The organism is Pseudomonas flavocrustae, assembly GCF_029872515.1.
Taxonomy (GTDB): domain Bacteria; phylum Pseudomonadota; class Gammaproteobacteria; order Pseudomonadales; family Pseudomonadaceae; genus Chryseomonas; species Chryseomonas aestiva.
In genome coordinates, this window is sequence record NZ_JAPDIQ010000001.1 from 648,821 (window position 1) to 672,294 (window position 23,474).

Below are 23,474 nucleotides of genomic sequence, written 5' to 3' on the forward strand. Positions count from 1 at the left end.
GAAGGTGATAGCAAAACGCCGCTAAGGGCCAGGGCAGGTGGTGGCCATGTGCTATCCTCGATGGGTGTTATGGAGAACCTCATGCACCCTACCCAGGATTCGAGTCGTCTGGATCAGCGCATCATGCGCGTGATGGATCACGATATAGCGACACTGGTCGCCCAGTTGTGCAATCTTTCCCTGGCGCTTACCGGCAGCAGTGCCAAAGGTGCGTCGGAGATGGCACTTCAGGTCGTGGAGAAAGTCGAATTGCTCGTCGACGACATGCAGATGCTCCGCGCTGCGGCGCAGGAATTGCTGGACACCACGTCCCGTCATGTTCGCTCCGGCCATATAGAAGATCGGACCGTCATCGCCGGCGACGAGGGTGCACCTTTCGACGATGGGCAGCGCGACCGAACCGTTTGACCAGGAAAGTCCAAGGGGCCGCCATGAATCTGCTGCTGGAAACCTTGCTCCAACATCTCCAGGGCCTGGGTCGCATCGAGTTCTTCGAGCGCAGCGAGCATTTCGCGCGGTTGATGATCACCACGCCCGACGGCGTGATCGCCGAGCGCCACCTCTATTACGATCAGCTGCACCATGCTCATGACCTCAAGGCGGTGGTCGATGAGCTGCGCGAAGAGGTCGTCCATCGGCAACGCCTGCTGCAGGACGTCGGTTAACGGGCGATTCGTCGTCCGCCATGGACAAATCCGGGCGGTCTTGGCTTACTGTACGGATAATCAGCCGCCAAGCCCGGCCCGGCATCTCTCTCCATGGCTCCGGACAGTCCTCCCGCCCAGCTCCCACCCAAGCGCCAGCGCAAGATCATCCATGTCGACTGTGACTGCTTCTATGCGTCCATCGAGATGCGCGACGATCCGCGCCTGGGCGGCAAGCCGCTGGCGGTAGGCGGGACCCCTGATCGTCGTGGGGTCGTCGCCACCTGCAACTACGAAGCCCGGGCCTTCGGCGTGCGCTCCGCCATGTCGTCCCACCAGGCGCAGAAGCTCTGTCCCGACCTGGTGTTCGTCAAGCCACGCTTCGAGGTCTACAAGGAGGTATCACGGCAGATCCACGGCATCTTCCAGGACTACACCGAGCTGATCGAGCCGCTGTCACTCGACGAAGCCTATCTGGATGTCACCCAGTGCGAGCTGTTCAACGGCAGCGCCACCCTGATCGCCCGTGATATCCGCAGGCGGGTGTGGCAGGAGTTGAACATCACGGTGTCCGCCGGGGTGGCGCCCAACAAGTTTCTCGCCAAGATCGCCAGCGACTGGAAGAAGCCCAACGGGTTGTTCGTCATCGCCCCGCACGAGGTGGACGACTTCGTCGCCGCCTTGCCGGTGGCCAAGCTGCATGGCGTGGGCAAGGTCACCGCCGACAAGCTCAAGCGCCGCGGCATCGTCCTCTGCAGCGACCTGCAGACCTGGTCGCGCTTCGATCTGCTGCGCGAGTTCGGCAGCTTCGGCGAGCGCCTCTGGTCACTGGCCCATGGCATCGACGAGCGCCAGGTCAAGGTGGACAGCCAGCGGCAATCGGCCAGCGTGGAGCGCACCTATGACCGCGATCTGCCCGATGCCGCCGCCTGTGCGCAGGAGTTGCCCGAGTTGCTGGCCAAGCTCGAAGAGCGGCTGACGCGGCTGGCCGATCGTTATCGCCCGGAGCGACCCTTCATCAAGGTCAAGTTCCACGACTTCACCCAGACCACCCTGGAACAGCAGGGCGCCGGTCGTGATCTCGACAGCTATCGGCGCCTGCTGGAGCAGGCCTACCGGCGCGGCAATCGGCCGGTACGGCTGCTCGGGGTGGGCGTGCGCCTGACCGATCTGCGCGAGGCGGCGCTGCAGCTGAGGCTGTTCGAGGACTAGTCCGCTAGAGTGGGCTCTTGGCCTGGGCGGACAGATTGACGATGGCCGCGTCCAGTTCTTCCAGCGCCGGACTGGAGGTCGGCGCGCCCTGCTTGAGCAGGGTTTCGCTGTGCTGGCAGGCGGCGCGGAGCTGGGGTACGCCGCAATAGCGGGTGGCGCCATGCAGGCGGTGGACGCGCTCGATGAGGGCGATGCGGTCACCGTCTTCGCGGGCCTGGCGAATGGCCTGACGGTCCGCCGCCAGGGAGGCGAGCAGCATGCTCAGGAGATCCTTGGCCAGATCCGGCTTGTTGGCCGCCAGGCGCAGGCCTTCGTCCGCATCCATCACCGCCAGCGTGGAAATGTCCTGGCCACCACTGTTGAGGCTGGTGACCTCGGGCGCCGAGCTGTGCAGCAGGCGCAGGCCGGTCCACTTGAGGATGACCTGGGCCAGCTGCCGATCGCTGATGGGCTTGGTGAGGTAGTCGTCCATGCCGCTCTGCAGCAGGGCGCGCTTCTCGTTGGCCATGGCGTGGGCGGTAAGGGCGACGATGGGCACCGGGGTGCCGCCTTCGCTGGCTTCCCAGTCGCGGATCGCCTCGGTGGCCTGGCGGCCGTCCATGCCGGGCATCTGCACGTCCATGAACACCAGATCGAAGCGCTCCTGCTGGACGGCTTCCACCGCCGCGTAGCCGCTCTCCACCGCGGTGACCTGGGCGCCGAGATCGGTCAGCAGGGTTTCCACCAGCAGCAGGTTGGCCGGGTTGTCGTCCACGCAGAGCAGCCGCGGCGGGCGGTCGGTGATGCCCAGGCCGCCGCTCTCGTTGCGTTGCGGGCGCTGGTTGAGCAGCTCGGCCACCGCCTGCTCGAGCTTGCGGCTGCAGGCCGGCTTGGCGTGCAGCTGGCAATGGACATCGGGCAGGGAGGCGTGGAACACCGCCTGGTCGGTGGTGGGGCAATAGACCAGGGTATTGCAGTCCTGGCGACCCAGTTCCCAGATGCGCTCGGTGAGCAGATCCGGCGGAATGCTGCGGGCACTGACACCGAGCACCGCCAGGCTGACCGGCAGCTTGCCGGAGGCCGGGTGGGCGACCGCTTCGCTGAGCTGCTCCAGGGTCTCGAACGGCTCCACGCTCAGACCGCATTCTTCCAGCTGGTGCTGCAGTGCCTGGCGGGTGAGGGGGTGGGGCTCCACCAGGCCGACGCGGCGACCGGCCAGGGCGATGCGCTTGTGGCTCTCGACGCTGCCGTGGGCCTTGGGCAGGTTGAGGGTGATCCAGAATTCCGAGCCCTCGCCGGGAATGCTCTCCAGGCCGATCTCGCCCCCCATCTGCTCGATCAGGCGCTTGGAGATGACTAGGCCGAGTCCGGTGCCGCCGGCCTGCCGGGTCAGGGAGTTGTCGGCCTGGGAGAAGGCCTGGAACAGCATCTGCCGGTCTTCGTCGGTGAGGCCGACCCCGGTGTCCTGGACGCTGATGCGCAGCTGGGCATGGTCGTCGGTCTCTTCCTCGACCATGGCGCGCACGGCGATGGTGCCGGAATGGGTGAACTTGATGGCATTGCTCACCAGGTTGGTGAGCACCTGGCGCAGACGCTGCGGATCGCCGACCAGGTGGGTCGGTGTGTCGCGGTAGACCAGGCAGACCAGCTCCAGGTGCTTTTCATGGGCCGAGGGCGCCAGGATGGTCAGGGTGTCCTGGATCATGTCACGCAGGTTGAACGGCAGATTCTCCAGCACCAGCTTGCCGGCCTCGATCTTCGAGAAGTCGAGGATCTCGTTGATGATGCCCAGGAGGCTCTCGGCGGAATTCTGGATGGTGCTCAGGTAATCCTGCTGGCGCGGGGTCAGCTCGCTTTTCTGCATCAGGTTGGTGAAGCCGATGATGCCGTTGAGCGGGGTGCGAATCTCGTGGCTCATGTTGGCCAGGAATTCCGACTTGATGCGGCTGGCTTCCAGCGCCGCCTTGCGCGCCAGGTCCAGTTCGATGTTCTGGATCTCGATGGTTTCCAGATTCTGGCGGACGTCCTCGGTGGCCTGGTCGATGTTGTTCTGCATCTCGAACTGGGCGTTCTCCATGGCTTCGGCCATGCGGTTGATACCGGTCGCCAGTTCGTCGAATTCGGGGCTGCCGAGCTGGGTCGGCAGGCGCGTCTCCAGGCGACCTTCCTGCAACTGGCTGACGCCGTGGGCGATCACCTGCAGGGGCCGGTTGATGCGGCGGCCCATGCGCACCGCGATGAAGGCGGTGAAGGCCAGGCCGAGCAGGATCAGCAGAAGGCCGGCCACCAGGTTGCGATAGCCGCGCAGCAGGGTGGCGTGATGGGAGAGTTCGAGCTGGATCCAGCCCAGGGTCTGGGGCGTGGCCGGACTGCCGTCGCTGCGGGTCAGGCGCAGATCATGGGTCTGCACCGGCAGGTTGAAGTGGGTGATGTCCAGCCCGGATCTCATGCTGATGGTCTGGTAGTCGCGCCCGGTGAGCTCCACGGTCATTGAGGGGCCGGCGTGGGCGAGGAGGTTGCCGTCGGCATCCAGAAAACTGATCGCCCGGACATCGGCCTGGTCGAGGGCGCGCTGGGCGATACGGTTGAGCTGGTCGTTGTCGCCGGTGCGCATGGCCGGGGCGATGAGCGGGGCCATCTGCTGGGCCACCAGCTGGCCATGCTCGATGAGCTGGCTGCGCATGTCGGACAGCTGCACCCAGCTGAAGTAGACCCCCAGCAGGGCCGCCATGCAGCAGGTCGGGAGGACGCTCAACAGCAGGATGCGCCCCTTGAGTCCCAATTCGTCCAGCACTGCGCGTCCCCCGAGGAAATTGGCGAGTCTAACCCCTTTACCAAATGTAAAGAGAGTCTTTGCGAAAGGGGTCGCACCCGCTGACGCGCCGATTCGCGAAAATCCGCGAAGGCTGCCACGGTCCCTGGCCGGGGTGCACAACCATTGACTCCATCGGCGGTCTGGTAGGGACTGCCGGTCGTTCCGGTGCGGTCGTGTTCGAGGAGATCCTTTGAAGAAGAGTTGCAGTCTGATGCTGGCGGGCGCCCTGTTGCTGGGGACCGGCTGGATGGCGTCGAGCCAGGCCCAGGAGCCGAAGAAGACCACCCTGGTGGAGCGGGGGTCGATGTACTACAGCTTCGAGACGCACCTGCTCGACTCGGCGGACGGCAAGCGCCGCTATCGGGTCTATATCGGCATTCCCAAGCAGCCGGCGCCGATGATGGGGTATCCCGCGCTGTTCCTGCTCGACGGCGATGCCGCCCTGGCGCAACTGCAGGATGTCTGGCTGTCCCCCCATAAGCTGAAGAGCGCGCCGGTGCTGGTGGCCATTGGTTACGCCGATGCCGCGGACGCCATGCAGGAGCGCACCTACGATTACACCCCGGCGGTGGGCAATGGCCGCACGCGCGACGATGTGCGCAAGGACTGGCCGGCGGGAGGCTCGCGGGCCTTTCTCGACCTGATCGAGCAACGCATCAAGCCGCTACTGACCCAGAGCGTGCCGGTGGACCCCAATCGCCAGACCCTCTGGGGCCATGGCTACGGCGGACTGTTCGTGCTCGACACCCTCTATCGGCAGCCGCAGGCCTTCCAGCGCTACGTGGCGAGCGATGTCGCCTATGGCTGGCAGCAGGGCTACATCCTCAAGCGGGCAGAGGAATTCCAGGGCGTGGGCGGCGCCCGGCCGGTACAGCTCTGGCTGTATTCCGGTACCGAGGACCTGACCCGCAAGGTCGCCCCCGATGCCGCCAGGCGACTGGCCGAGCGCCTGGGTGGACTGCCGGGGATGCAGGTGACCCCCCAGGTGCAGCCCAACCTGGGGCCGGAGGGCATTCTGTCGCTGAGCCTGCCCGCCGCCCTGGAGGTGGCCAGCGACGGCGCCGCCACCCGCCGGCCCTAGCCAAGCGCCGGATGGGTAGGGTCGGCGAGGCTTTGGGAGTATCATGGAAGGCTTTCACCCCTGGCGGAACGAGCTGATTCATGAGTCTGCACTATCCCACCATCGCCGATTGCATCGGTAACACGCCGCTGGTGCGCCTGCAGCGCCTGGCCGGCGACACCCGCAGTACCGTGCTGCTCAAGCTGGAAGGCAACAACCCGGCGGGTTCGGTCAAGGACCGCCCGGCGCTTTCGATGATCCGCCAGGCCGAGGCCCGTGGCGACATCCAGCCCGGCGATACCCTCATCGAAGCCACCTCCGGCAATACCGGGATCGCCCTGGCGATGGCCGCCGCCATCATGGGCTACCGCATGATCCTGATCATGCCCGACAACTCCAGCGCCGAGCGCAAGGCGGCCATGACCGCCTATGGCGCCGAGCTGATCCTGGTCAGTCGGGAAGACGGCATGGAAGGCGCGCGGGATCTGGCCACCCGCATGCAGGCCGAAGGCCGCGGCAAGGTGCTCGACCAGTTCGGCAATGGCGACAATCCGGTGGCCCACTACCTGGGGACCGGGCCGGAGATCTGGCGCCAGACACATGGCAGCATCACCCATTTCGTCAGCTCCATGGGCACCACCGGGACCATCATGGGCACCTCGCGCTACCTCAAGGAGCAGAATCCCAAGGTGCAGATCGTCGGTCTGCAGCCGGAGGAGGGCGCGGCCATCCCCGGCATCCGCCGTTGGCCGGAGGCCTATCTGCCGAAGATCTACGAGGCCAGCCGCGTGGATCGCATCATCGACATGGGTCAGCAGGAAGCCGAAGACACCATGCGTCGCCTGGCGCGGGAAGAAGGCATCTTCTGCGGCGTGTCGTCCGGCGGTTCGGTGGCGGGCGCCCTGCGCATCGCCCGGGAAGTGGACAATGCGGTGATCGTCGCGATCATCTGTGACCGAGGCGATCGCTACCTGTCGACCGGCGTCTATGACGCGCGCTAAGCGAGGCGGCGGCGGACTGCGCTTTCAACCGGCCGGTGGCGCCCGGGCGACCGGGGTACCGACCGGCAAGCGGCAGCTGTTGGGCATCGAGCGCCTGTCCCATGACGGGCGTGGCATCGCGCGCGAAGGCGGGCGGACCTGGTTCGTCGCCGGCGCCCTGCCGGGCGAGCAGGTCGAGGCGCGGGTGCTCGGCGCCCGCAGTCAGGTGGTCGAGGCCCGTACCCTCCGGGTGCTGGAGGCCAGTCCGTTGCGGCGTACACCACCCTGCAGCGTGGCCGACCGCTGCGGCGGTTGCACCCTGCAGCACCTGCCCCATGCCGATCAGCTGACCCTCAAGCAGGAAGCCCTGGCCGAGCAATTCCGCCGTCTGGCCGGGGTGCAGCCGCTGGCCTGGGCCGCGCCCATGGTCGGTCCCGAATTCGGCTATCGCCGCCGCGCCCGCATCGCGGTGCGCTGGGACGAACGCCAGAGTCGCCTGGAAGTGGGCTTTCGCGCCGAGGCCAGCCAGGACATCGTCACCCCCGACGACTGCCTGGTACTGGTGCCGGAACTCCAGCCATTGCTGCCCGCGTTGCCTGACCTGCTGAGCGGGCTGGAACAGCCCCAGGCGATCGGTCATGTGGAGCTCTTCCAGGGCACGGCAACGGCCATGCTGGTGCGCCATACCCGGGCGCTGCTGCCGGGCGACCAGGCGCGCCTGCGCGACTTCTGCGCGGCGGCTGGCGTCCAGCTCTGGTGGCAGGGCAAGGGCGAGCCGCAGCCGGATCAGGCTGATGCTAGGCTGGGCTTCCGGCTGGCGTCCTGGGACCTGACCCTGGCCTATCAGCCGGGCGACTTCGTCCAGGTCAATGCCGCCATCAACGAGGCCATGGTCGCCCAGGCGCTGGACTGGCTGGCGCCGACGGCGGACGACCGGGTGCTCGATCTGTTCTCCGGGCTGGGCAACTTCGCCCTGCCGCTGGCGCGGCAGGCAGCGGCCGTCACCGGTATCGAAGGGGTCGCGGCGATGACATCCCGGGCAATACAAAATGCACGTGACAACGGCATCGGCAACGCGCACTTTCTACAGGTGGATCTGTCGAACCCGCTACCCGCCGATCTGGGCAGCCATTCGCTGGCCCTGCTGGATCCGCCGCGCGACGGTGCGCTGGAAGTGGTTCGGCAGCTCAGCGGCCTGGGTATCGGGCGGCTGGTCTACGTCTCCTGCAATCCGGCCACCCTGGCACGGGATGCCGGGGAGCTGGTCCGACAGGGCTATCGCATGACAAGAGCGGGCATTCTCGACATGTTCCCGCAGACCGCCCATGTGGAAGCCATGGTGCTGTTCGAAGCGGGCAGGATGCCCGGGTAACGACGGCTCGCCAACCGATGCGAGCCAATCCGGCGAGAAGGCTACGCCGTGAGGAAGGGGTAGATGGTACAGGTCAGAGCGCATCAGCCAGTCAACGTCGATGGCAGCATCAACCTCCACGCCTGGCTGGATCATATCCAGAGCGTGGATCCGAATCTCGATCGCGAGGCCTTGCTGGACGCCTGCGGCTTCGCCCGCACGGCGGAAGAGAATTCCGGCCAGGTGGAGCACACCTGGGCGGAGGGGACCTCCAGTTTCCATACCGGCCTGCAGATGGCGGAGATCCTGGCCGACCTCAAGCTGGATCAGGACAGCCTGATCGCCGCCATCGTCTACCGGGCGGTGCGCGAGGGCAAGGCGACCCTGGAGTCGGCGGCCGAGCATTTCGGGCCGGTGGTGGCCAAGCTGATCGAAGGCGTGCTGCGCATGGCGGCGATCAGCGAGAGTCTCAATCCGCGCAAGTCCATGGTGCTGGGCAGCCAGACCCAGGTCGACAACCTGCGCCGCATGCTGGTGGCCATGGTCGACGACGTGCGCGTGGCCCTGATCAAGCTGGCCGAGCGCACCTGCGCCATCCGCGCGGTCAAGAACGCCACCGAAGAGCGCCGCAACCGGGTGGCCCGCGAGGTCGCCGACATCTACGCGCCCCTGGCCCACCGGCTGGGCATCGGCCATATCAAGTGGGAGCTGGAGGACCTGTCCTTCCGCTACCTGGAGCCCCAGCAGTACAAGCAGATCGCGACCCTGCTGCATGAACGGCGGCTGGATCGCGAGCAGTACATCGCCGACGTCATGCAGCAGCTGCGTGACGAGCTCACCGCCACCGGCATCAAGTCCGACCTCAGCGGGCGCGCCAAGCACATCTATTCCATCTGGCGGAAGATGCAGCGCAAGGGCCTGGAATTCAGCCAGATCTACGACGTGCGCGCCGTGCGGGTTCTGGTGCCTGAGGTGCGTGACTGCTATACCGCGCTGGGCATCGTGCATACCCTGTGGCGGCATATTGCCCGCGAGTTCGACGACTATATCGCCAATCCCAAGGAGAACGGCTACCGTTCCCTGCATACTGCGGTGATCGGTCCGGAGGGCAAGGTGCTGGAGGTGCAGATCCGCACCCACGCCATGCACGAAGAGGCCGAACTGGGCGTCTGCGCCCACTGGCGCTACAAGGGAACCGACGTCAAGTCGGCCTCCAACCACTACGAAGAAAAGATCTCCTGGCTGCGCCAGGTGCTGGAATGGCACGAGGAGCTGGGCGACATCGGCGGCCTGGCCGATCAGCTGCGGGTCGACATCGAGCCGGACCGGGTCTACGTCTTCACCCCCGACGGCCACGCCATCGACCTGCCCAAGGGCGCGACGCCGCTGGACTTCGCCTATCGGGTGCACACCGAGATCGGCCACAACTGCCGCGGGGCCAAGATCAACGGCCGCATCGTGCCGCTGAACTACCAGCTGCAGACCGGCGAGCAGGTGGAGATCATCACCGGCAAGCAGGGCTCGCCCAGCCGCGACTGGCTCAACCCCAACCTTGGCTACGTCAACACCTCGCGGGCCCGAGCCAAGATCGTCCACTGGTTCAAGTTCCAGGCGCGCGATCAGAACGTGGCCGCCGGCAAGGCCATGGTCGAGCGCGAGCTGTCGCGCCTGGCACTGCCGCCGGTGGACTTCAACACCCTGGCTGAGAAGGTCAACTACAAAGGTGCCGAGGACATGCTCGCGGCCCTGGGCGCCGGCGATCTGCGCCTGGCCCAGGTGATGCACGCCGCCCAGCAGCTGGTGGAGCCGGACAAGGGCCTCGACACCCTCGATCATTTGCCGCGCAAGCCCACCAACAAGCCGGGCAAGCGTGGCGATGTGCAGATCCAGGGGGTAGGCAACCTGCTCACCCAGATCGCCGGCTGCTGCCAGCCGGTGCCGGGCGATGCCATCGTCGGCTACATCACCCTCGGCCGTGGCGTGACCATCCACCGGCAGGATTGCGCCAACGCCCTGCAGCTGGCCAGTCGCGAGCCGGAGCGGACCATCCAGGTGAGCTGGGGCCCGGTGCCGGTGCAGACCTATCCGGTCGACATCGTGATCAAGGCCTTCGACCGCTCCGGTCTGCTGCGCGATGTCTCGCAGATCCTGCTCAACGAGCGGATCAACGTGCTGGCGGTGAATACCCGCTCCAATCGCGAGGAAAACACCGCCAATATGCTGCTGACCATCGAGATCCCCGGCCTGGACGCCCTCGGCCGCCTGCTCGGGCGCATCTCCCAGCTGCCCAACATCATCGAAGCCCGGCGCAATCGCGCTGCCTGAGAGATGTGACGACGACCCCACGAGGCGCCTCCTGGCGCCTCGTTCTTTTCCAGTAACAGGATTCATCCATGTACCAGCTCGACGATCTGCTGCACCTCATGGCCCGGTTGCGCGATCCGCAACACGGCTGCCCCTGGGATCTGCGCCAGGACTACGCCAGCATCGTGCCCCACACCCTGGAAGAGGCCTACGAGGTCGCCGACGCCATCGCCCGGCGGGATTTCCCGCAGGTGCGCGACGAGCTGGGCGATCTGCTGTTCCAGGTTGTCTACTACAGCCAGCTGGGTCGCGAGGATGGCCATTTCGACTTCGCCCAGGTGGTCGATGGCATCACCCGCAAGCTGGTACGGCGCCATCCCCATGTCTTTCCCGACGGCGACCTGCATGGCCCGCTCGACCTGCCGCGACTGGACGAGGCGACCATCAAGCGCCGCTGGGAAGAAATCAAGGCCGAGGAGCGCGCGGAAAAGGCCGCGGCGCCGGAGCAGCTCTCGCTGCTGGATGACGTGCCGGCCGCGCTGCCGGCCCTGAGCCGTGCGGCCAAGCTGCAGAAGCGTGCGGCCAATGTCGGCTTCGACTGGGCCGACGCCATGTCGGTGGTGGCCAAGATCCAGGAGGAACTGGACGAGGTGCGCGAGGCCATGGCGAACGGTCAGGCTGCCCAGGTGGCGGAAGAGGTCGGCGATCTGCTATTCGTGATGGTCAATCTGGCGAGGCACCTGCAGGTCGACGCCGAGGACGCCCTGCGCCAGGCCAACGCCAAGTTCGAGCTGCGCTTTCGCTATATCGAGGAAGGCCTGAACGCTCAGGGCAGAACGCCCCAGGAAGCCAGCCTGGAAGAGATGGATGCACTCTGGGACGCCGCCAAGGTGGCCGAGAAGGGTGCCGTCGGGCATTCGTTGCGGCGGGGGTAGGTCGATTCCGCTGGCTGGATTGCTTGATCGCGGTCATGGCGGTCCACCGATGTGGGCGCTCTTGCAAGCGCATCATTCCCCGTAGGAGCGGCCTATGGCCACGATAAAACGATTCGTAGTGTCGTCGCGTGGAAAACCGCGCAGCGTTTTTCGCTGGGAGTGACTGCCGGGGGCACCCTCACCCCAACGCTCTCCGGGAGGGAGAGGGGGCTGTCCGAGTGGGCGTTCATCTCCATCAGCCGCGGCAAGATCGCGATCAGCCGTAGCGTGGAAAACCGCATGGCGTTTTCCACGGACAGGCCGACTCGAAGGGTGGATAAGGCTGCGCCGTTATCCAGGCTACACGGCAGATCGCGGCCATGGGCCGTTCCTACTGGCCCCGGCCGCATCGGCGTGCCGCCATGGCCGTGAGGACCGATTCCTACGGCATCCTTTCCCAACCCGGCGACAGATCCGGCTGGTCGGCCAGATGCGCCGGGCACTTGCCCTTGAGGTGCCAGGCGAAGGCGATGATCTCGGCCAGGGTGCGATAGAGCGCCTCGGGGATCTCGGCGCCCAGTTCCAGGCGCGCCAGGATGCGCACCAGGTCGGCGTTCTCGTAGATAGGCACCTCGTGCTCCCGGGCCGTGGCCAGGATGAGTTCGGCCAGTTCGGCATCGCCCTTGGCGGAGAGGATGGGGGCGCTGCTGCCGTCATAGGACAGCGCGATGGCCTGGCGGGCGGCGGTTGTACTCATGCGGTGTCGTCGATCCAGCGTTGTTCGAGGGTGGTGCGCGGATGGCGTGCGGGACGGCCCTGGCGGCTGCTGAGGTCGCCGACCACGAAGCCGGCCGCCAGCAGGCGGTCGCGCAGATGGGGCAATTCGGTATCGATCAGCGTCGCGGTGGCGCCTTTTTCCGCCCAGAATTCGCTCGACAGCCGGCCGCTGGCCAATTGCGCCCGCACCTGCAGCGGGCCCAGCGGCGCCAGGTCGAAGGCCAGTTCCACCTTCCACAGGCTGTCGCGGGCTTCACCACGGTTATCCGGCGGTGGTCGTTCTTCCTGGAAGCGCACCTGCACCGCGCCGAGGCGCTCGCCATCGCGCCAGGGAATCTCGGTCTGCCAGGTGGACAGGTAGTAGCCATCGGGCAGGACCTGGGTCTGGGCCAGGCTGGCCAGCTGGTGGGTCTGCAGGCGGGCGATGACGCCCGTGGCCAGTTGCAGCAATTCATCGAGTTCGGCGTTGGCGGCACTGAGGCCGCGACCATCGCGTTCGCCCAGGGGAAAGTCCAGGGCGGTGGGCTGGCGACTGGCGGTGGCGGCGTCCCCCAGCGCCCGGCGCAGGGCATCGGGCAGATTCTGCTGGGCGGTCTGGATCGCGACCTGGGGATTGCGCAGGGCCTCGCCCGGCACGCTGGCCAGCAGGCGATCCACCAGGCGCAGCAGGTTGGCCTTGAAGTCCTCCTGGAGATCGGGACCGCCGCGATCCAGCAATTGCTGCTCCAGTTGCAGGCCACTGCGCGCCAGGGCGCGGGCCCAGCCCTGGGGCGTGCCCAGGGCCTCGGTGGTTTCCAGATTGGCCAGCAGGGACTTGAGCGCCGCGCCCACCGACGGTGGTAGCTCAGTTTCAGGGACGTCCTCCAGCCATTGCAGCAGGGCATTCATCGACAGCTGGCGCTGCCCCTGGCCCTGCAGCTGGCGATCGATGTCGAGCTGGTCGAGGCGTTGCGCCATGGGCAGCACCGTGACCTCCTGGCTGTCCTTGATCACCACGGTCAGCAGACTGCCCACCGGTACCGGGCGGGGCGATTCCAGCTTGAGCTGGCGACCTTCGAGAGTGGAACTCAGGGCCTTGGCGATCACCTCGTAGGTGGGCGTTGCGCCGGGCGGCTGTTGTAGCAGGCTGCTCAGCACCCGCAATTGCAGGGTCGTGCCCACCGGCAGCTGGCGCAGATCCAGCTGCTGCAGCGGCGGCGGTGGTGCGTCGCCCTCCAGGCTCTGCAGCAGCACCGCCAGCTGGGTGGAGCCGAGGGTGCTCACCAGCAACTGACTGCCCACCGGCAGGTTGTTGGTCGGACTCTGGGTGGTGAGCAGGACGCTGCCGCCCTCGGCCAGCTGCAGTTGCAGCAGGAACTGGAAGCTCTGGCCGGCCGGACGGGTGGCGAGTACCTCGGCGGTCGCGGTGCTGCCGGGCGGAATCAGGTCGTCGAGGAATTGCAGGGCCTGCAGGATCTGCGCACCCGCGTCCGATGCCTGCGCCGCCGCGGCCCGGACGGGCAGGGCGGGCGTGACGCCGACGCTGGGTTGGATCGCGGAGATGGAAGTCATCGGGCAGGTCCGGTGGAATCGCCTGTGTATAATGGCGCGCCTTCAAGGGCGTGTGCCGGGTTAACGGCCAGCGCCCGACCGACTTTAGTGCCGTGAGATCCCCTGTCTTGAATCAGCCCCTGCTCGACGCCGTCGCGCTCCGTTGCGAACGGGGCGGTCGCCTGCTGTTCGACGACCTGAGTCTGAGCGTGGCAGCGGGCGAGTCGCTGCGGATCGGGGGCGTCAACGGCAGTGGCAAGACCAGCCTGCTGCGCATCCTGGCGGGACTTCTGCCGGCGGATGCGGGTAAGGTGCGCCGGCCCGCCGCGGCCGAACTGCTCTGGCTAGGCCACGCGCCCGGCATCGCCGAGGGGCTGACGGCGGTGGAAAATCTCCACAGTCTGGCCAATCTGTGGCGCCCGACCACCAATGAGGCCTGCCGGGTCGCCCTGGCAACGGTAGGCCTGGCCGACTGGGCGGACGAGCCCTGTGGGCAGTTGTCGGCCGGTCAGCGTCGCCGCGTTGCCCTGGCCCGGCTCCAGTTGCCCGAACCACCGCGGCTCTGGCTGCTGGACGAACCCTTCACCGCCCTCGACGCCAGCACCTGCAGGCAGCTGGAAGCGCGCCTGCGCGCCCATTGCGCGGCAGGCGGCGCCCTGGTGCTGACCAGTCACCGCGAACTGGAGGTCGTTCCCGAAGGGCATCGGCTGCTCTGGCTGGACGGTGGCCGATGAGCGGCGCCTGGTTGGCCTTCCTCAGGCGCGAAGGGCGCCTGGCCTGTCGCCGTCCGGCGCTGTGGCTCACGCCCCTGGCCTTCCATGCCCTGGTAGTGACCCTCTTTCCCCTGGCGCTGGGTCCCGATAGCCAGCAGCTGGCCGCCCTGGCACCAGGCCTCCTGTGGATAGCACTGCTGCTGGCATTGCTGCTTGGCCAGGAAGCCCTGTTTCGCAGCGACTGGCAGGATGGCTCGCTGGAGCTCTGGCTGCTGGCACCCCAGCCCTTGCCGCTGCTGGTGCTGCTCAAGCTGCTGGTGCACTGGTGCTTCGCCGGCCTCGGCCTGGTGGCCCTGACGCCGCTACTGGCGCTGATGCTGGGGTTGCCCGCCGCGGCCCTGCCGGCGACCCTGGCGGCCCTGACCCTGGGCAGTCTGGCCCTGACCCTGATCGGTGCCATAGGGGCGGCCCTCACCGTGGGTCTGGCCCGTGGCGGGCTGCTGCTGGCGCTGCTCAACCTGCCGCTGCAGATCCCGGTGCTGATCCTGGGCGCCAGCACCCTGGACGCGGCGCGTCTTGGCCTGCCGGTGACGGGGCTGCTGCTCTGGCTGGCTTGCCTGACCCTGCTGGCCCTGACCCTGGCGCCCCTGGCGGTCGCCGCCGGCCTGCGCATCGGCGCGGCCCAATGACGAGGACGACATGAACTGGACCTGGCTGCACCGCCTGGGCTCTCCCGCCATCTTCTATCGCCTGGCCGGCCGCCTGCAGGGACCCTGCCTGGCGCTGGCCGGGGTGCTGCTGGCCGTGGGTCTGGTGTGGGGGTTGTTCCTGGCCCCGCCGGACTACCAGCAGGGCGACAGCTTTCGCATCATCTATGTGCATGTGCCGGCAGCCTTTCTGGCGCAGTCCTGCTATCTGCTGCTGGCGGTCGCCGGAGCCATCGGCCTGGTCTGGCGTCTCAAGCTGGCCGACGTGGCCCTGCGCGCGGCCGCGCCGATCGGCGCCTGGATGACGGTGATCGCCCTGGCCACGGGGTCGCTGTGGGGCATTCCCACCTGGGGCACCTGGTGGATCTGGGACGCCCGGCTCACCTCGATGCTGGTGCTGCTGTTTCTCTATCTGGGGGTGATCGCCCTGGGGCAGGCCATCGAGCATCGCGAGAGCGCCGCCCGTGCCTGCGCCATCCTGGCCCTGGTGGGCTCGGTCAATCTGCCGATCATCAAGTATTCGGTGGAGTGGTGGAGCACCCTGCACCAGCCGGCCACCTTCAGCCTGGTGGCGCGGCCACCGATGCCCGCCGCCATGTGGCTGCCACTGCTGGTGATGGTGCTGGCGTTCTATCTGTTCTTCGCTGGCGTCTTGCTGCAGCGGATGCGCCTGGAGGTGCTCAGGCGCGAGTGGCGCAGTCGCTGGGTACGCCTGGAACTGGGCGAGGAGGGCGCGTGAGCGGAGTGGAATGGGCGCAGGTCCTGGGCATGGGCCGCTACGGCCTCTACGTCTGGCCGGCCTTCGGCCTGACCCTGGTCATCCTCGGCGGTCTGCTGCTGCACGGCTGGCAGGCGCGTCGCCGACTGCAGCGGGCGTTGCGCCAGCGCTGCCGGCGGGAGCGGCGGCCATGAATCCGGTCCGTCGTCGTCGGCTGCTGTGGATCCTGCTGCTGTTGCTGGGCGTAGGGGGCGCGGCGGCGCTGGCCCTCAGCGCCCTGCAGCAGAACATCAACCTCTTCTATACCCCGAGCCAGATCGCCCGGGGCGAGGCGCCGCCCGCCACCCGCATCCGCGCCGGCGGCATGGTGGAGAAGGGCAGCCTGGTACGCGCCGCGGATTCCCTGGCGGTGACTTTCGTCATCACCGACTTCCAGCAGGAGGTGCGGGTGAACTATACCGGCATCCTGCCGGATCTGTTCCGCGAAGGGCAGGGCGTGGTGGCCCTGGGCCGCCTCGACGACCAGGGGCGTCTGGTCGCCGATCAGATCCTCGCCAAGCACGACGAGAAATACATGCCGCCCGAGGTGAGCCAGGCGTTGCGCCAGGCCGGGCGACCGCTGGACGGCGCGAGGCCGACGCCATGATCCCGGAACTGGGGCAACTCTGCCTGCTGCTGGCGCTCATCATGGCCCTGGTGCAGGGCACCCTGCCACTGCTGGGCGCCTGGCGCGGCCAGGCCGACTGGATGCGCCTGGCGCGCCCGGCCGCCCTCGGCCAGTGGCTGTTCCTGGCACTGGCCTTCGCCGCCCTGACCTGGGCCTTTCTGCAGGACGACTTCTCGGTGGCCTATGTGGCGGCCAACTCCAACAGTCGCCTGCCCTGGTACTACAAGGTCAGCGCCACCTGGGGCGCCCACGAGGGGTCCCTGCTGCTGTGGGCGCTGATCCTGGCGGGCTGGAGTCTGGCGGTGGCGTGCTGTTCGCGGTCCTTGCCCCAGGCCCTGCTGGCGCGGGTGCTGAGCATCCTTGGGCTGGTGGCCACGGGATTCCTGACCTTCCTGGTGGCCACTTCCAATCCCTTCGCGCGCCTGCTGCCGCAATTTCCGCGGGAGGGCAACGACCTCAATCCGCTGCTGCAGGACCCGGGGCTCATCCTGCATCCGCCCATGCTGTACATGGGCTATGTCGGTTTCTCGGTGGCCTTCGCCTTCGCCCTGGCGGCTTTGCTGGAAGGGCGCTTGGACGCCGCCTGGGCGCGCTGGGCACGGCCCTGGACGCTGCTGGCCTGGGCCTTTCTCGGCTGCGGCATCGTGCTGGGCTCCTGGTGGGCCTACTACGAGCTGGGCTGGGGCGGCTGGTGGTTCTGGGATCCGGTGGAAAACGCCTCCTTCATGCCCTGGCTGGTGGGCACGGCGCTCCTGCACTCCCTGGCGGTGACCGAGAAGCGCGGCCTGTTCAAGGGCTGGACGGTGCTGCTGGCCATCGCCGCCTTTTCGCTCAGCCTGCTGGGGACCTTTCTGGTGCGCTCGGGGGTGCTGACCTCGGTGCATGCCTTCGCCAGCGATCCCACCCGCGGCGTCTTCATCCTGGCCTTCCTGCTGCTGGTGGTCGGCGGTTCGCTGGCGCTGTTCGCCTGGCGCGCGCCGGCGCTCGGCGGGTCGGCGGCCTTCAGCCTGGCCTCCCGCGAGGCGCTGCTGCTGGTCAACAACCTGATCCTGGTGACCGCCGCCGCTACGGTCCTGCTCGGTACTCTCTATCCCTTGATCATCGACAGCCTGACCGGGGCCAAGCTGTCGGTGGGGCCGCCCTATTTCAACCTGCTGTTCGTGCCGCTGATGGCGCTGCTGATGCTGGCCCTGGGCATCGGGGTGCTGGTGCGCTGGAAAAGCAGTCCGGGGCGCTGGCTGGTGCGCCTGCTGGCGCCCGTCCTGCTGGCGTGCGCCGTCCTGGCGGGGCTGGCCGGCTGGTGGCTGGACCAGCCCAGGGCGGCGATCCTGGCGGTGCTGGCGCTGGCGGCCTGGATCCTGCTGACCGCGCTGCGCGACGTGCTGGGCAAGGTGGTGGCGTTGGGCTGGCGCCGCGGCCTGCGCGGTCAGCCACGCAGCTACTGGGGCATGCACCTGGCCCACCTGGGGCTGGCGGTGCTGGCCCTGGGGGTGGTGCTGGCCAGTCAGCTGGATGTGCAACGCGATCTGCGCCTGGCGCCGGGCGAGCACGTCGAACTCCAGGGCTATCGCTTCGGCTTCGCCGGCACCCAGCATTACGAGGGGCCCAATTTCACCGCCGAACGCGCCCTGCTGCAGGTCGAGCGCGAGGGGCGGGTGGTCGCCCTGCTGACCCCGGAAAAACGCCGCTACCTGGCCAGCGGCGCGGTGATGACCGAAGCCGCCATCGACGCCGGCCTGACCCGCGATCTCTATGTGGCCCTCGGCGAGCCGCTGTGGCAGGGCGCCTGGGCCGTGCGCCTGCAGATCAAGCCCTTCGTCCGACTGATCTGGCTCGGTGGCCTGCTCACCGCCCTGGGTGGCCTGCTGGCCCTGGCCGATCCGCGCTATCGCCGCCGGCGATCCTCTTCCCCTGCCGCTGCCGCGGAGTCCGCCTGATGCGTCGTCGCCTGTTGCTCTGCCTGCCACTGCTGGCCTTCCTGGTGCTGGCCGGCTTGCTCTTTCGCGGACTCTATCGCGATCCCCAGGCCCTGCCGTCGGCGCTGGTCGGCCAGCCGTTTCCGGCGTTCTCGCTGCCGGGCGTACAGGACCAACGACTGTTCACCCGGGAGGATCTGCTCGGCCGCCCGGCGCTGGTCAATGTCTGGGGCACCTGGTGCGTAGCCTGCCGGGAAGAGCATCCGGTGCTCACTCGCCTCAAGGCCGAGGGCGTGGTGATCCATGGCGTCAACTACAAGGACGACCAGGCCAGCGCCCGCCGCTGGCTGGCGGAATTCCACGATCCCTACCAGCTCGATATCCGTGACGACGAAGGGCGGCTGGGGCTGGACCTGGGTGTCTATGGCGCGCCGGAGACCTTTCTCATCGATGCCCGCGGCGTGGTGCGCTATCGCCATGTCGGGGTAATCGATCAGCGTGTCTGGGACACCGACCTCGGGCCGCGCTACCGGGCCCTGGTGGCGACGCCATGAGGGTCGGCTGGCTGCTGCTGTTGCTGGTCTGGTCGACCCTGAGCCACGCGGCCATCGACCCCTATGGCTTTCGCGACGACGCCGAACGCGCGCGCTTCCAGGCGCTGACCCGCGAATTGCGCTGTCCCAAGTGCCAGAACCAGGACCTGGCCGATTCCAATGCGCCCATCGCCGGCGATCTGCGCCGCGAGATCCAGCGCCTGATGGCGGCCGGGCAGAACGATGACGAGATCGTCGCCCACCTGGAGCAGCGCTATGGCGAATTCATCCGCTATCGGCCGCCCTTCGAGGGTCGCACCCTGCTGCTCTGGCTGCTGCCAGGTCTGGGTCTGCTGGGTGGCGCCGGGCTGCTGCTGGTCCTGACGCGCCGCCGCCGCCCGGAGCAGACGCTGAGCGACGCCGAACGCCAGCGACTGGCCGCGCTGCAGGCCGAGGAGGAGGAGCCAGGATGCTGACCTTCTGGGGGCTGGCGGGACTGCTGCTGATCCTGGCGGTGCTGATCCTGCTCGTGCCGCTACTGCGCGGTGGACGCGTCCTGGCGGACCAGCGGGCGGTGCTCAATCGCTCGCTCTATCAGGAACGCCTGGCCGATGCCCGGGCGCGGGCCGCACGGGGGGAACTGGACACCCAGGCGCTGGCGCTGGCCGAAGCCGAGGCGGGCCGCAGCCTGCTCGCCGACAGTCCGGTTGAGGGCTCTTCGCCGCCGCGCTACGGCCGGCGCCTGGGTATCGCGGTCGCCCTGGGCGGCCCGGCCCTGGCCCTGGGGCTCTATCTGCTGCTCGGCGCCTGGCCGGCGCTGCAGCTGAGCCAGCGCCTCGCCGCGGCGCCGGCTTCGCCCCAGGCGCTGCTGGCCGACCTGCAAGCGGCGACGCGACTGCAACCCCAGGCGACCGACAACTGGTATCTGCTGGCACGGGCCTATGCCGGCCTGGGTCGCTACCAGGATGCCGTGGCCGCCTTCGAGCAGGTCATCCAGCGCGATGGCCGGCGCGCGGAAGTCCTCGGGCAACTGGCCCAGGCCCGTTTCTTCGCCGCAGGGCGTCAGCTGGATGCGCGCACCCAGGCCCTGGCCGACGAAGCCCTGGCCGCCAATCCTGGCGAGCCCACCACCCTGGGTCTGCTGGGCATGGCCGCCTACGAACGAGGAGCCTACGCCAAGGCGGCCGGCTACTGGCAGCGCCTGGTCGCCGTGCTGCCACCAGGGGATCCCCTGCGCGACACCCTCGCCCAAGGCGTCGCCCGGGCGGAGACGGCGGCGCGGGCCGCCGGTCAGGCGCTGACCACGCCCGGGCTGGACGTGGAGGTCAGTCTGGCGCCCGCGGTGGCGCAACGGGTGCGGCCCGAGGACAGTGTCTTCGTGCTGGCGCTGGCGGTGGATCAACCCGGCCCACCGCTGGCGGTGCGGCGGCTGAGTGTTGCCGATCTGCCCCGCCGGGTGCGGCTGGATGACCGCGACGCCATGCTTCCCCAGCGCAAGCTGTCCGACCATCGACAGATCCGACCGGTCGTGGTGATCGCCCGGGGCGGCGATCCGCTCAAGGGGGACTGGCGGCATGAGGGACCGCCACTGGAGCTCTCTTCTAGTGCGTTCAGCCTATTGCGCGTGGAAGCCGCTGATGCCATCGCGCCATGATCGGGCGGAATCTTGATATGCGGGGCAGGGAAGGCATGTACACCTATGAAGACGCCGTCGCGGCGACCAGCGAGCTCTGTCGCCAGATCGAGAACGTCCCGTCCTGGCGGCGAGCGGTACGCGAAGACTTCTATCAGCGTTTTGGCGATACCGACAACGACGGCCTGAGCTATGGCGACTCGGAACTGGCCTTTCTCGACTGGGAAATCCAGGCCGGTGTCCTGGATCCCATAACCGGCAGCGCCTGGTGGCGCAACGTCAATCTGCACTTCATCTACCTGGCCGAGCTGGCCGGCTGCCTGGCGCAGCATGGGCTGCCCGGCGACCAGGCGCCCTATCCCACGCGCTGCTGGCTGACCTTCATCGCCGATCCCACCCCGCGGCACTGGTACCGGGCGCACAACGCCTCCATCCTGGCCGGCTTCGCCCTGCATCAGGCGGACGCGCGCGCGGAGAATGAGGTCGGTCAGCTGTTTCTCAACATCACCCTCTACCGACTGATGTTCGCCCAGGCGCTGGTGGAAGAGGCGACGCTGTTCGCCGAGCTGGGGGCCTTGTTGGCCGATCCGCGCGGCTTTTCGGTCAAGTTGCTGGTCAGCCTGGCCGAGTTCTATCCGCCGCACTATCCCCTCACCGATGCGGATCGCGAGGTGATCGAGGGCCACGGGCTGGGTATCGAGGAGCTGGGCGTACGCCTCATGGATGGCTGGATTCGGCTGGAATTGCCGCGCCTCTACAGCGAGGCCGCGGTCTGGAACCAGGCGCCCGAGCTGCTGGACTATCTGGATGGCACCGCGCCGTGCTATCCGCCTGCCGTGGAGCGCTGCGCCGAGCGCGCAGCGGTCCAGGCGGTGGCGCTACTGGAAGGCGTCCTCGCCGGGCAGGACCTCGCTGTGACCGAGCAGGGCACGCGCGGTCTGCAGGCCGGATAGGGTCGCCGACTCCACGCAGCCCATGTTGAAGCCGTTGTCGATCCAGTCGCCGGTCAGATAGAGGTTGCGGCAGACGCTGCCGTCGGTGGCCAGGCGATAGCGGCTGCTGCCGGCCACGCTCTGCACATAGCGCTCGCTGGGATCGACGTTGGCTCGCCAGTATTGATAGTCGAAGCGCGCTGGTCCCTGGACCTCGACGGGCGCCAGCAGGAAGTCCCAGCGATAGCCCGCCGGGGTCACGGCTGCCGGCCAGTAGGCGCCCAGGTTGCCGTTCATGAGGTCGAGGAAGGCCTGCTTCACCTTGGCGGCCTCCTGCTGCGGATAGTCATCCTTTTTGCCGATGGGCGGGGCAGCCTTGGCAGCGAAAACCCCGCAGAAATAGCTGATGTCCGCCGGCGGCGTGCCGCTCGACCAGTCTTCGCGGTCCACCAGGTAGCTGACATCCGCCCAGGAGTCCATCGCCTGGGCGGCGAAGCCCAGCAGCTCGGGCGCCTGCCCACCCTGAGGCGAGCCACTCCAGCCCAGTTGCCAGGCGTCGCGGTTCTGCCAGAGCTGTACCGCCTGGGTGGCGACAGTGGCCACCTGCCGGGTCATGTGCGCGAATGCGGGGTCCAGGGCGCAGAAACTGGGGGCGAGGTCGGCCAGGCCGGCCACGGAGATCCCCAGCACCACCTCGTCGAAGTCGCGGTCGACCTGCAGCTCCAGCTGCTCGACGCCCTGCCAGCCGCTCCAGTTGGATTCCAGATTGATCTGGCCGTCCTGCAGCTCCCGGGCGATCTGCTCGTCGAGCTGCTCGTACAGCGGCGCCGAAGGCCAGCAGGGCAGACCCTTGACGTCCACCAGCGGTTGGTAGGCGTCGCCCTTGAGGGTGACCTGGCGCTGGATCTGCAGGCGCGTCACCCGTGGTCCCTGACCGTCGTCGGCGGCTTCGATGGCGGTGACCTGGTGGAAGAAGCGGAAGTCCACGCCACGGCGGGCGAGCACCTCGTAGTAAGGCGCGAAGACCACATCACCCATGCCGGCCTGCATGCGCCAGATGAAGGAGCCCTTGGCCGTGGTCAGGGCCAGCAGGGCGGCACGCAGCACGGTGCCGGCCTCGACGTCGGGCTGGGCGAGGTCGCCGTCGCGATAGGCGAAGATGCCGCCGTGCAGGGACTTGAGCACCGCGCTGTCCAGGGTCGCGGCGCTGGCGCCGTGCCGGCTCAGCCAGGCCTGGAAAGTCTCTTCGTTGAGCGCTGCGAAGCCCTTGGCATAGACCTCGTCGGCGAGCATGCCGATCAGCACGGTCAGGCCGAAATCCATCAGCAGCCACAGCCGGTGGGCCTTGACGTGGGTCTGGCTGCGGTCGTGCAGGATGTCGCCGAGCAGGCCGCGGAGCCTGCGCAGCAACGCCAGCAGCACGGGATGGTCGACGCCGTCGGGCAGCGCCGTGCGGGCCTGCTGCAACTGGTGCTCCGCCTCTTTGAGGGCCAGCTCCTGCAATTCCTCACGGCAGTGAGCGCGCAGCCGGGCGAACAGGCCGCCTGGCGCGGTGGCGGCCGGGGTGTCGTCCACCTCGCCCAGCCGCAGCAACCACTCCAGCAGATCGCCGAGGGCCGCCATGAAGGGCTTGGGATTCCAGCCCTCGCCGGGCTTGCCGGGCAGGGCCAGGGTATCGATGGGCCAGGTGGTCCACTGTCCCTGGAAGGCATCGGCGAAGGCGGTATGGGAATGCGGGAAGAAAGCCTCGTCGAGGGTCGCCAGGGGCGCGCCGGCAGGCCGGTCCAGTTCCTCGTAGCACTGCCTCAGGCTGTGGAAGGCATTGTAGTAGAAGCCGAACCAGACATGGATGCCATGTTCCTCGATGCGCTGGTGGTCGGTCGCCTTGCGTCCGCTGGCCCCCTTGCCGCCGAGACGCCAGCCCTGCTGGTACAGGGTGATCTGGTAACGGTCCTGCCAGTTGGGCTCACTAGTAAGACGAAAGGCGGTGGTGACGGCGGACACGCCGCCGCCCAAGATGGCGATCTTGCGGACAGAAGGTACAGCGTCCATGCGTATTGCTCCGAAGTGTGCAAATTGTTGCGCCAGT

22 protein-coding genes are annotated in these 23,474 nt (G+C 67.9%); 18 read left to right on the top strand and 4 right to left on the bottom strand.

Annotated elements, in window-relative coordinates; genetic code table 11:
* The first annotated feature begins 81 nt into the window (after positions 1-81).
* From OMP44_RS03055 to dinB, 3 genes are all read left to right on the top strand, one after another.
* Complete coding sequence (locus tag OMP44_RS03055; RefSeq protein WP_280306370.1) at positions 82-408, top strand: hypothetical protein; 327 nt, start codon at positions 82-84, stop codon at positions 406-408.
* Between the two features lie 23 nt (positions 409-431).
* The gene (locus OMP44_RS03060) at positions 432-665 is read left to right on the top strand and encodes a hypothetical protein (RefSeq protein WP_017642220.1); all 234 of its coding nucleotides are present in this window, start codon (positions 432-434) and stop codon (positions 663-665) included.
* Positions 666-758: 93 nt separating this feature from the next.
* The gene (dinB, locus tag OMP44_RS03065; protein ID WP_187979703.1) at positions 759-1,856 is read left to right on the top strand and encodes a DNA polymerase IV; all 1,098 of its coding nucleotides are present in this window, start codon (positions 759-761) and stop codon (positions 1,854-1,856) included.
* A gap of 4 nt (positions 1,857-1,860) precedes the next feature.
* On the opposite strand, the gene OMP44_RS03070 is transcribed toward dinB, so the two are convergent.
* On the bottom strand, positions 1,861-4,629 hold the full coding sequence (locus OMP44_RS03070; protein WP_133861116.1) for a response regulator: 2,769 nt from the start codon (positions 4,627-4,629) through the stop codon (positions 1,861-1,863).
* 211 nt (positions 4,630-4,840) lie between these two features.
* Here OMP44_RS03070 and OMP44_RS03075 point away from each other — a divergent pair, with 211 nt between their 5' ends.
* The 5 genes from OMP44_RS03075 (at position 4,841) to mazG (ending at position 11,280) form a co-directional block, all read left to right on the top strand.
* Entirely contained in the window at positions 4,841-5,731 is an 891-nt protein-coding gene (locus OMP44_RS03075; RefSeq protein ID WP_178118384.1) for an alpha/beta hydrolase, read from the top strand.
* Between the two features lie 80 nt (positions 5,732-5,811).
* Positions 5,812-6,711 carry a cysteine synthase CysM gene (cysM, locus tag OMP44_RS03080; RefSeq protein WP_007158967.1) on the top strand — a complete coding sequence of 300 codons (900 nt, stop codon included), beginning with the start codon at positions 5,812-5,814 and terminating at the stop codon, positions 6,709-6,711.
* Positions 6,698-8,062, top strand: coding sequence for a 23S rRNA (uracil(1939)-C(5))-methyltransferase RlmD (gene rlmD / locus OMP44_RS03085; protein WP_280306375.1), 1,365 nt, complete (start codon positions 6,698-6,700; stop codon positions 8,060-8,062). Before cysM ends, rlmD begins: the two co-directional genes overlap by 14 nt.
* Positions 8,063-8,125: 63 nt before the next feature.
* Entirely contained in the window at positions 8,126-10,366 is a 2,241-nt protein-coding gene (gene relA, locus OMP44_RS03090) for a GTP diphosphokinase (protein ID WP_208691702.1), read from the top strand.
* Positions 10,367-10,434: 68 nt separating this feature from the next.
* Positions 10,435-11,280 carry a nucleoside triphosphate pyrophosphohydrolase gene (gene mazG, locus OMP44_RS03095; protein ID WP_187979699.1) on the top strand — a complete coding sequence of 282 codons (846 nt, stop codon included), beginning with the start codon at positions 10,435-10,437 and terminating at the stop codon, positions 11,278-11,280.
* Between the two features lie 421 nt (positions 11,281-11,701).
* Here the strand turns inward: mazG and OMP44_RS03100 are convergent, their stop codons facing one another.
* Both OMP44_RS03100 and fliK read right to left on the bottom strand, forming a co-directional pair.
* Positions 11,702-12,016 carry an EscU/YscU/HrcU family type III secretion system export apparatus switch protein gene (locus OMP44_RS03100; protein ID WP_133861112.1) on the bottom strand — a complete coding sequence of 105 codons (315 nt, stop codon included), beginning with the start codon at positions 12,014-12,016 and terminating at the stop codon, positions 11,702-11,704.
* Positions 12,013-13,587, bottom strand: a complete 1,575-nt coding sequence (gene fliK / locus OMP44_RS03105; protein ID WP_280306380.1) for a flagellar hook-length control protein FliK — start codon at positions 13,585-13,587, stop codon at positions 12,013-12,015. Before fliK ends, OMP44_RS03100 begins: the two co-directional genes overlap by 4 nt.
* A 107-nt stretch (positions 13,588-13,694) precedes the next feature.
* Here fliK and ccmA point away from each other — a divergent pair, with 107 nt between their 5' ends.
* Genes ccmA through OMP44_RS03155 form a run of 10 tightly spaced genes read left to right on the top strand, consistent with a single transcriptional unit; the run spans position 13,695 to position 21,406 of the window.
* Positions 13,695-14,300, top strand: coding sequence for a cytochrome c biogenesis heme-transporting ATPase CcmA (gene ccmA, locus OMP44_RS03110; RefSeq protein ID WP_280306382.1), 606 nt, complete (start codon positions 13,695-13,697; stop codon positions 14,298-14,300).
* Positions 14,297-14,968, top strand: a complete 672-nt coding sequence (gene ccmB, locus OMP44_RS03115; protein WP_280306383.1) for a heme exporter protein CcmB — start codon at positions 14,297-14,299, stop codon at positions 14,966-14,968. The genes ccmA and ccmB overlap by 4 nt, the downstream gene beginning before the upstream one ends.
* A gap of 10 nt (positions 14,969-14,978) precedes the next feature.
* Positions 14,979-15,725: a heme ABC transporter permease gene (locus OMP44_RS03120; protein WP_133861108.1), complete on the top strand. Its 747-nt coding sequence runs from the start codon at positions 14,979-14,981 to the stop codon at positions 15,723-15,725.
* Positions 15,722-15,898 (top strand): heme exporter protein CcmD, encoded by a 177-nt coding sequence (ccmD, locus tag OMP44_RS03125; RefSeq protein ID WP_280306385.1) that lies wholly within the window; start codon positions 15,722-15,724, stop codon positions 15,896-15,898. The genes OMP44_RS03120 and ccmD overlap by 4 nt, the downstream gene beginning before the upstream one ends.
* Positions 15,895-16,350, top strand: coding sequence for a cytochrome c maturation protein CcmE (ccmE, locus tag OMP44_RS03130; RefSeq protein ID WP_280306386.1), 456 nt, complete (start codon positions 15,895-15,897; stop codon positions 16,348-16,350). Before ccmD ends, ccmE begins: the two co-directional genes overlap by 4 nt.
* Complete coding sequence (locus OMP44_RS03135; protein ID WP_280306388.1) at positions 16,347-18,308, top strand: heme lyase CcmF/NrfE family subunit; 1,962 nt, start codon at positions 16,347-16,349, stop codon at positions 18,306-18,308. Before ccmE ends, OMP44_RS03135 begins: the two co-directional genes overlap by 4 nt.
* A complete protein-coding gene (locus OMP44_RS03140; RefSeq protein WP_280306390.1) occupies positions 18,308-18,841 on the top strand; it encodes a DsbE family thiol:disulfide interchange protein in 534 nt (177 codons plus the stop codon). Before OMP44_RS03135 ends, OMP44_RS03140 begins: the two co-directional genes overlap by 1 nt.
* A complete protein-coding gene (locus OMP44_RS03145) occupies positions 18,838-19,296 on the top strand; it encodes a cytochrome c-type biogenesis protein (protein ID WP_133861103.1) in 459 nt (152 codons plus the stop codon). Before OMP44_RS03140 ends, OMP44_RS03145 begins: the two co-directional genes overlap by 4 nt.
* Entirely contained in the window at positions 19,290-20,474 is a 1,185-nt protein-coding gene (ccmI, locus tag OMP44_RS03150; RefSeq protein WP_280306392.1) for a c-type cytochrome biogenesis protein CcmI, read from the top strand. Before OMP44_RS03145 ends, ccmI begins: the two co-directional genes overlap by 7 nt.
* 35 nt (positions 20,475-20,509) lie before the next feature.
* Positions 20,510-21,406: a hypothetical protein gene (locus OMP44_RS03155; RefSeq protein WP_280306393.1), complete on the top strand. Its 897-nt coding sequence runs from the start codon at positions 20,510-20,512 to the stop codon at positions 21,404-21,406.
* Here the strand turns inward: OMP44_RS03155 and OMP44_RS03160 are convergent.
* The gene (locus OMP44_RS03160; protein ID WP_280306394.1) at positions 21,332-23,437 is read right to left on the bottom strand and encodes an NAD(P)-binding protein; all 2,106 of its coding nucleotides are present in this window, start codon (positions 23,435-23,437) and stop codon (positions 21,332-21,334) included. The two genes, OMP44_RS03155 and OMP44_RS03160, sit on opposite strands and share 75 nt — an antisense overlap.
* Positions 23,438-23,474: the final 37 nt, after the last annotated feature.

What these genes read in the sequence shown, in the direction of transcription:
- ccmB (WP_280306383.1), top strand. Translation starts at nt 14,297, where the DNA reads ATGAGCGGCGCCTGGTTGGCCTTCCTCAGGCGCGAAGGGCGCCTGGCC.
- OMP44_RS03120 (WP_133861108.1), top strand. Translation starts at nt 14,979, where the DNA reads ATGAACTGGACCTGGCTGCACCGCCTGGGCTCTCCCGCCATCTTCTAT.
- OMP44_RS03140 (WP_280306390.1), top strand. Translation starts at nt 18,308, where the DNA reads ATGCGTCGTCGCCTGTTGCTCTGCCTGCCACTGCTGGCCTTCCTGGTG.
- cysM (WP_007158967.1), top strand. Translation starts at nt 5,812, where the DNA reads ATGAGTCTGCACTATCCCACCATCGCCGATTGCATCGGTAACACGCCG.
- mazG (WP_187979699.1), top strand. Translation starts at nt 10,435, where the DNA reads ATGTACCAGCTCGACGATCTGCTGCACCTCATGGCCCGGTTGCGCGAT.
- ccmE (WP_280306386.1), top strand. Translation starts at nt 15,895, where the DNA reads ATGAATCCGGTCCGTCGTCGTCGGCTGCTGTGGATCCTGCTGCTGTTG.
- OMP44_RS03055 (WP_280306370.1), top strand. Translation starts at nt 82, where the DNA reads ATGCACCCTACCCAGGATTCGAGTCGTCTGGATCAGCGCATCATGCGC.
- OMP44_RS03060 (WP_017642220.1), top strand. Translation starts at nt 432, where the DNA reads ATGAATCTGCTGCTGGAAACCTTGCTCCAACATCTCCAGGGCCTGGGT.
- dinB (WP_187979703.1), top strand. Translation starts at nt 759, where the DNA reads ATGGCTCCGGACAGTCCTCCCGCCCAGCTCCCACCCAAGCGCCAGCGC.
- fliK (WP_280306380.1), bottom strand. Translation starts at nt 13,587, where the DNA reads ATGACTTCCATCTCCGCGATCCAACCCAGCGTCGGCGTCACGCCCGCC.
- OMP44_RS03135 (WP_280306388.1), top strand. Translation starts at nt 16,347, where the DNA reads ATGATCCCGGAACTGGGGCAACTCTGCCTGCTGCTGGCGCTCATCATG.
- ccmI (WP_280306392.1), top strand. Translation starts at nt 19,290, where the DNA reads ATGCTGACCTTCTGGGGGCTGGCGGGACTGCTGCTGATCCTGGCGGTG.
- OMP44_RS03155 (WP_280306393.1), top strand. Translation starts at nt 20,510, where the DNA reads ATGTACACCTATGAAGACGCCGTCGCGGCGACCAGCGAGCTCTGTCGC.
- OMP44_RS03160 (WP_280306394.1), bottom strand. Translation starts at nt 23,437, where the DNA reads ATGGACGCTGTACCTTCTGTCCGCAAGATCGCCATCTTGGGCGGCGGC.
- relA (WP_208691702.1), top strand. Translation starts at nt 8,126, where the DNA reads ATGGTACAGGTCAGAGCGCATCAGCCAGTCAACGTCGATGGCAGCATC.
- rlmD (WP_280306375.1), top strand. Translation starts at nt 6,698, where the DNA reads ATGACGCGCGCTAAGCGAGGCGGCGGCGGACTGCGCTTTCAACCGGCC.
- OMP44_RS03145 (WP_133861103.1), top strand. Translation starts at nt 18,838, where the DNA reads ATGAGGGTCGGCTGGCTGCTGCTGTTGCTGGTCTGGTCGACCCTGAGC.
- OMP44_RS03100 (WP_133861112.1), bottom strand. Translation starts at nt 12,016, where the DNA reads ATGAGTACAACCGCCGCCCGCCAGGCCATCGCGCTGTCCTATGACGGC.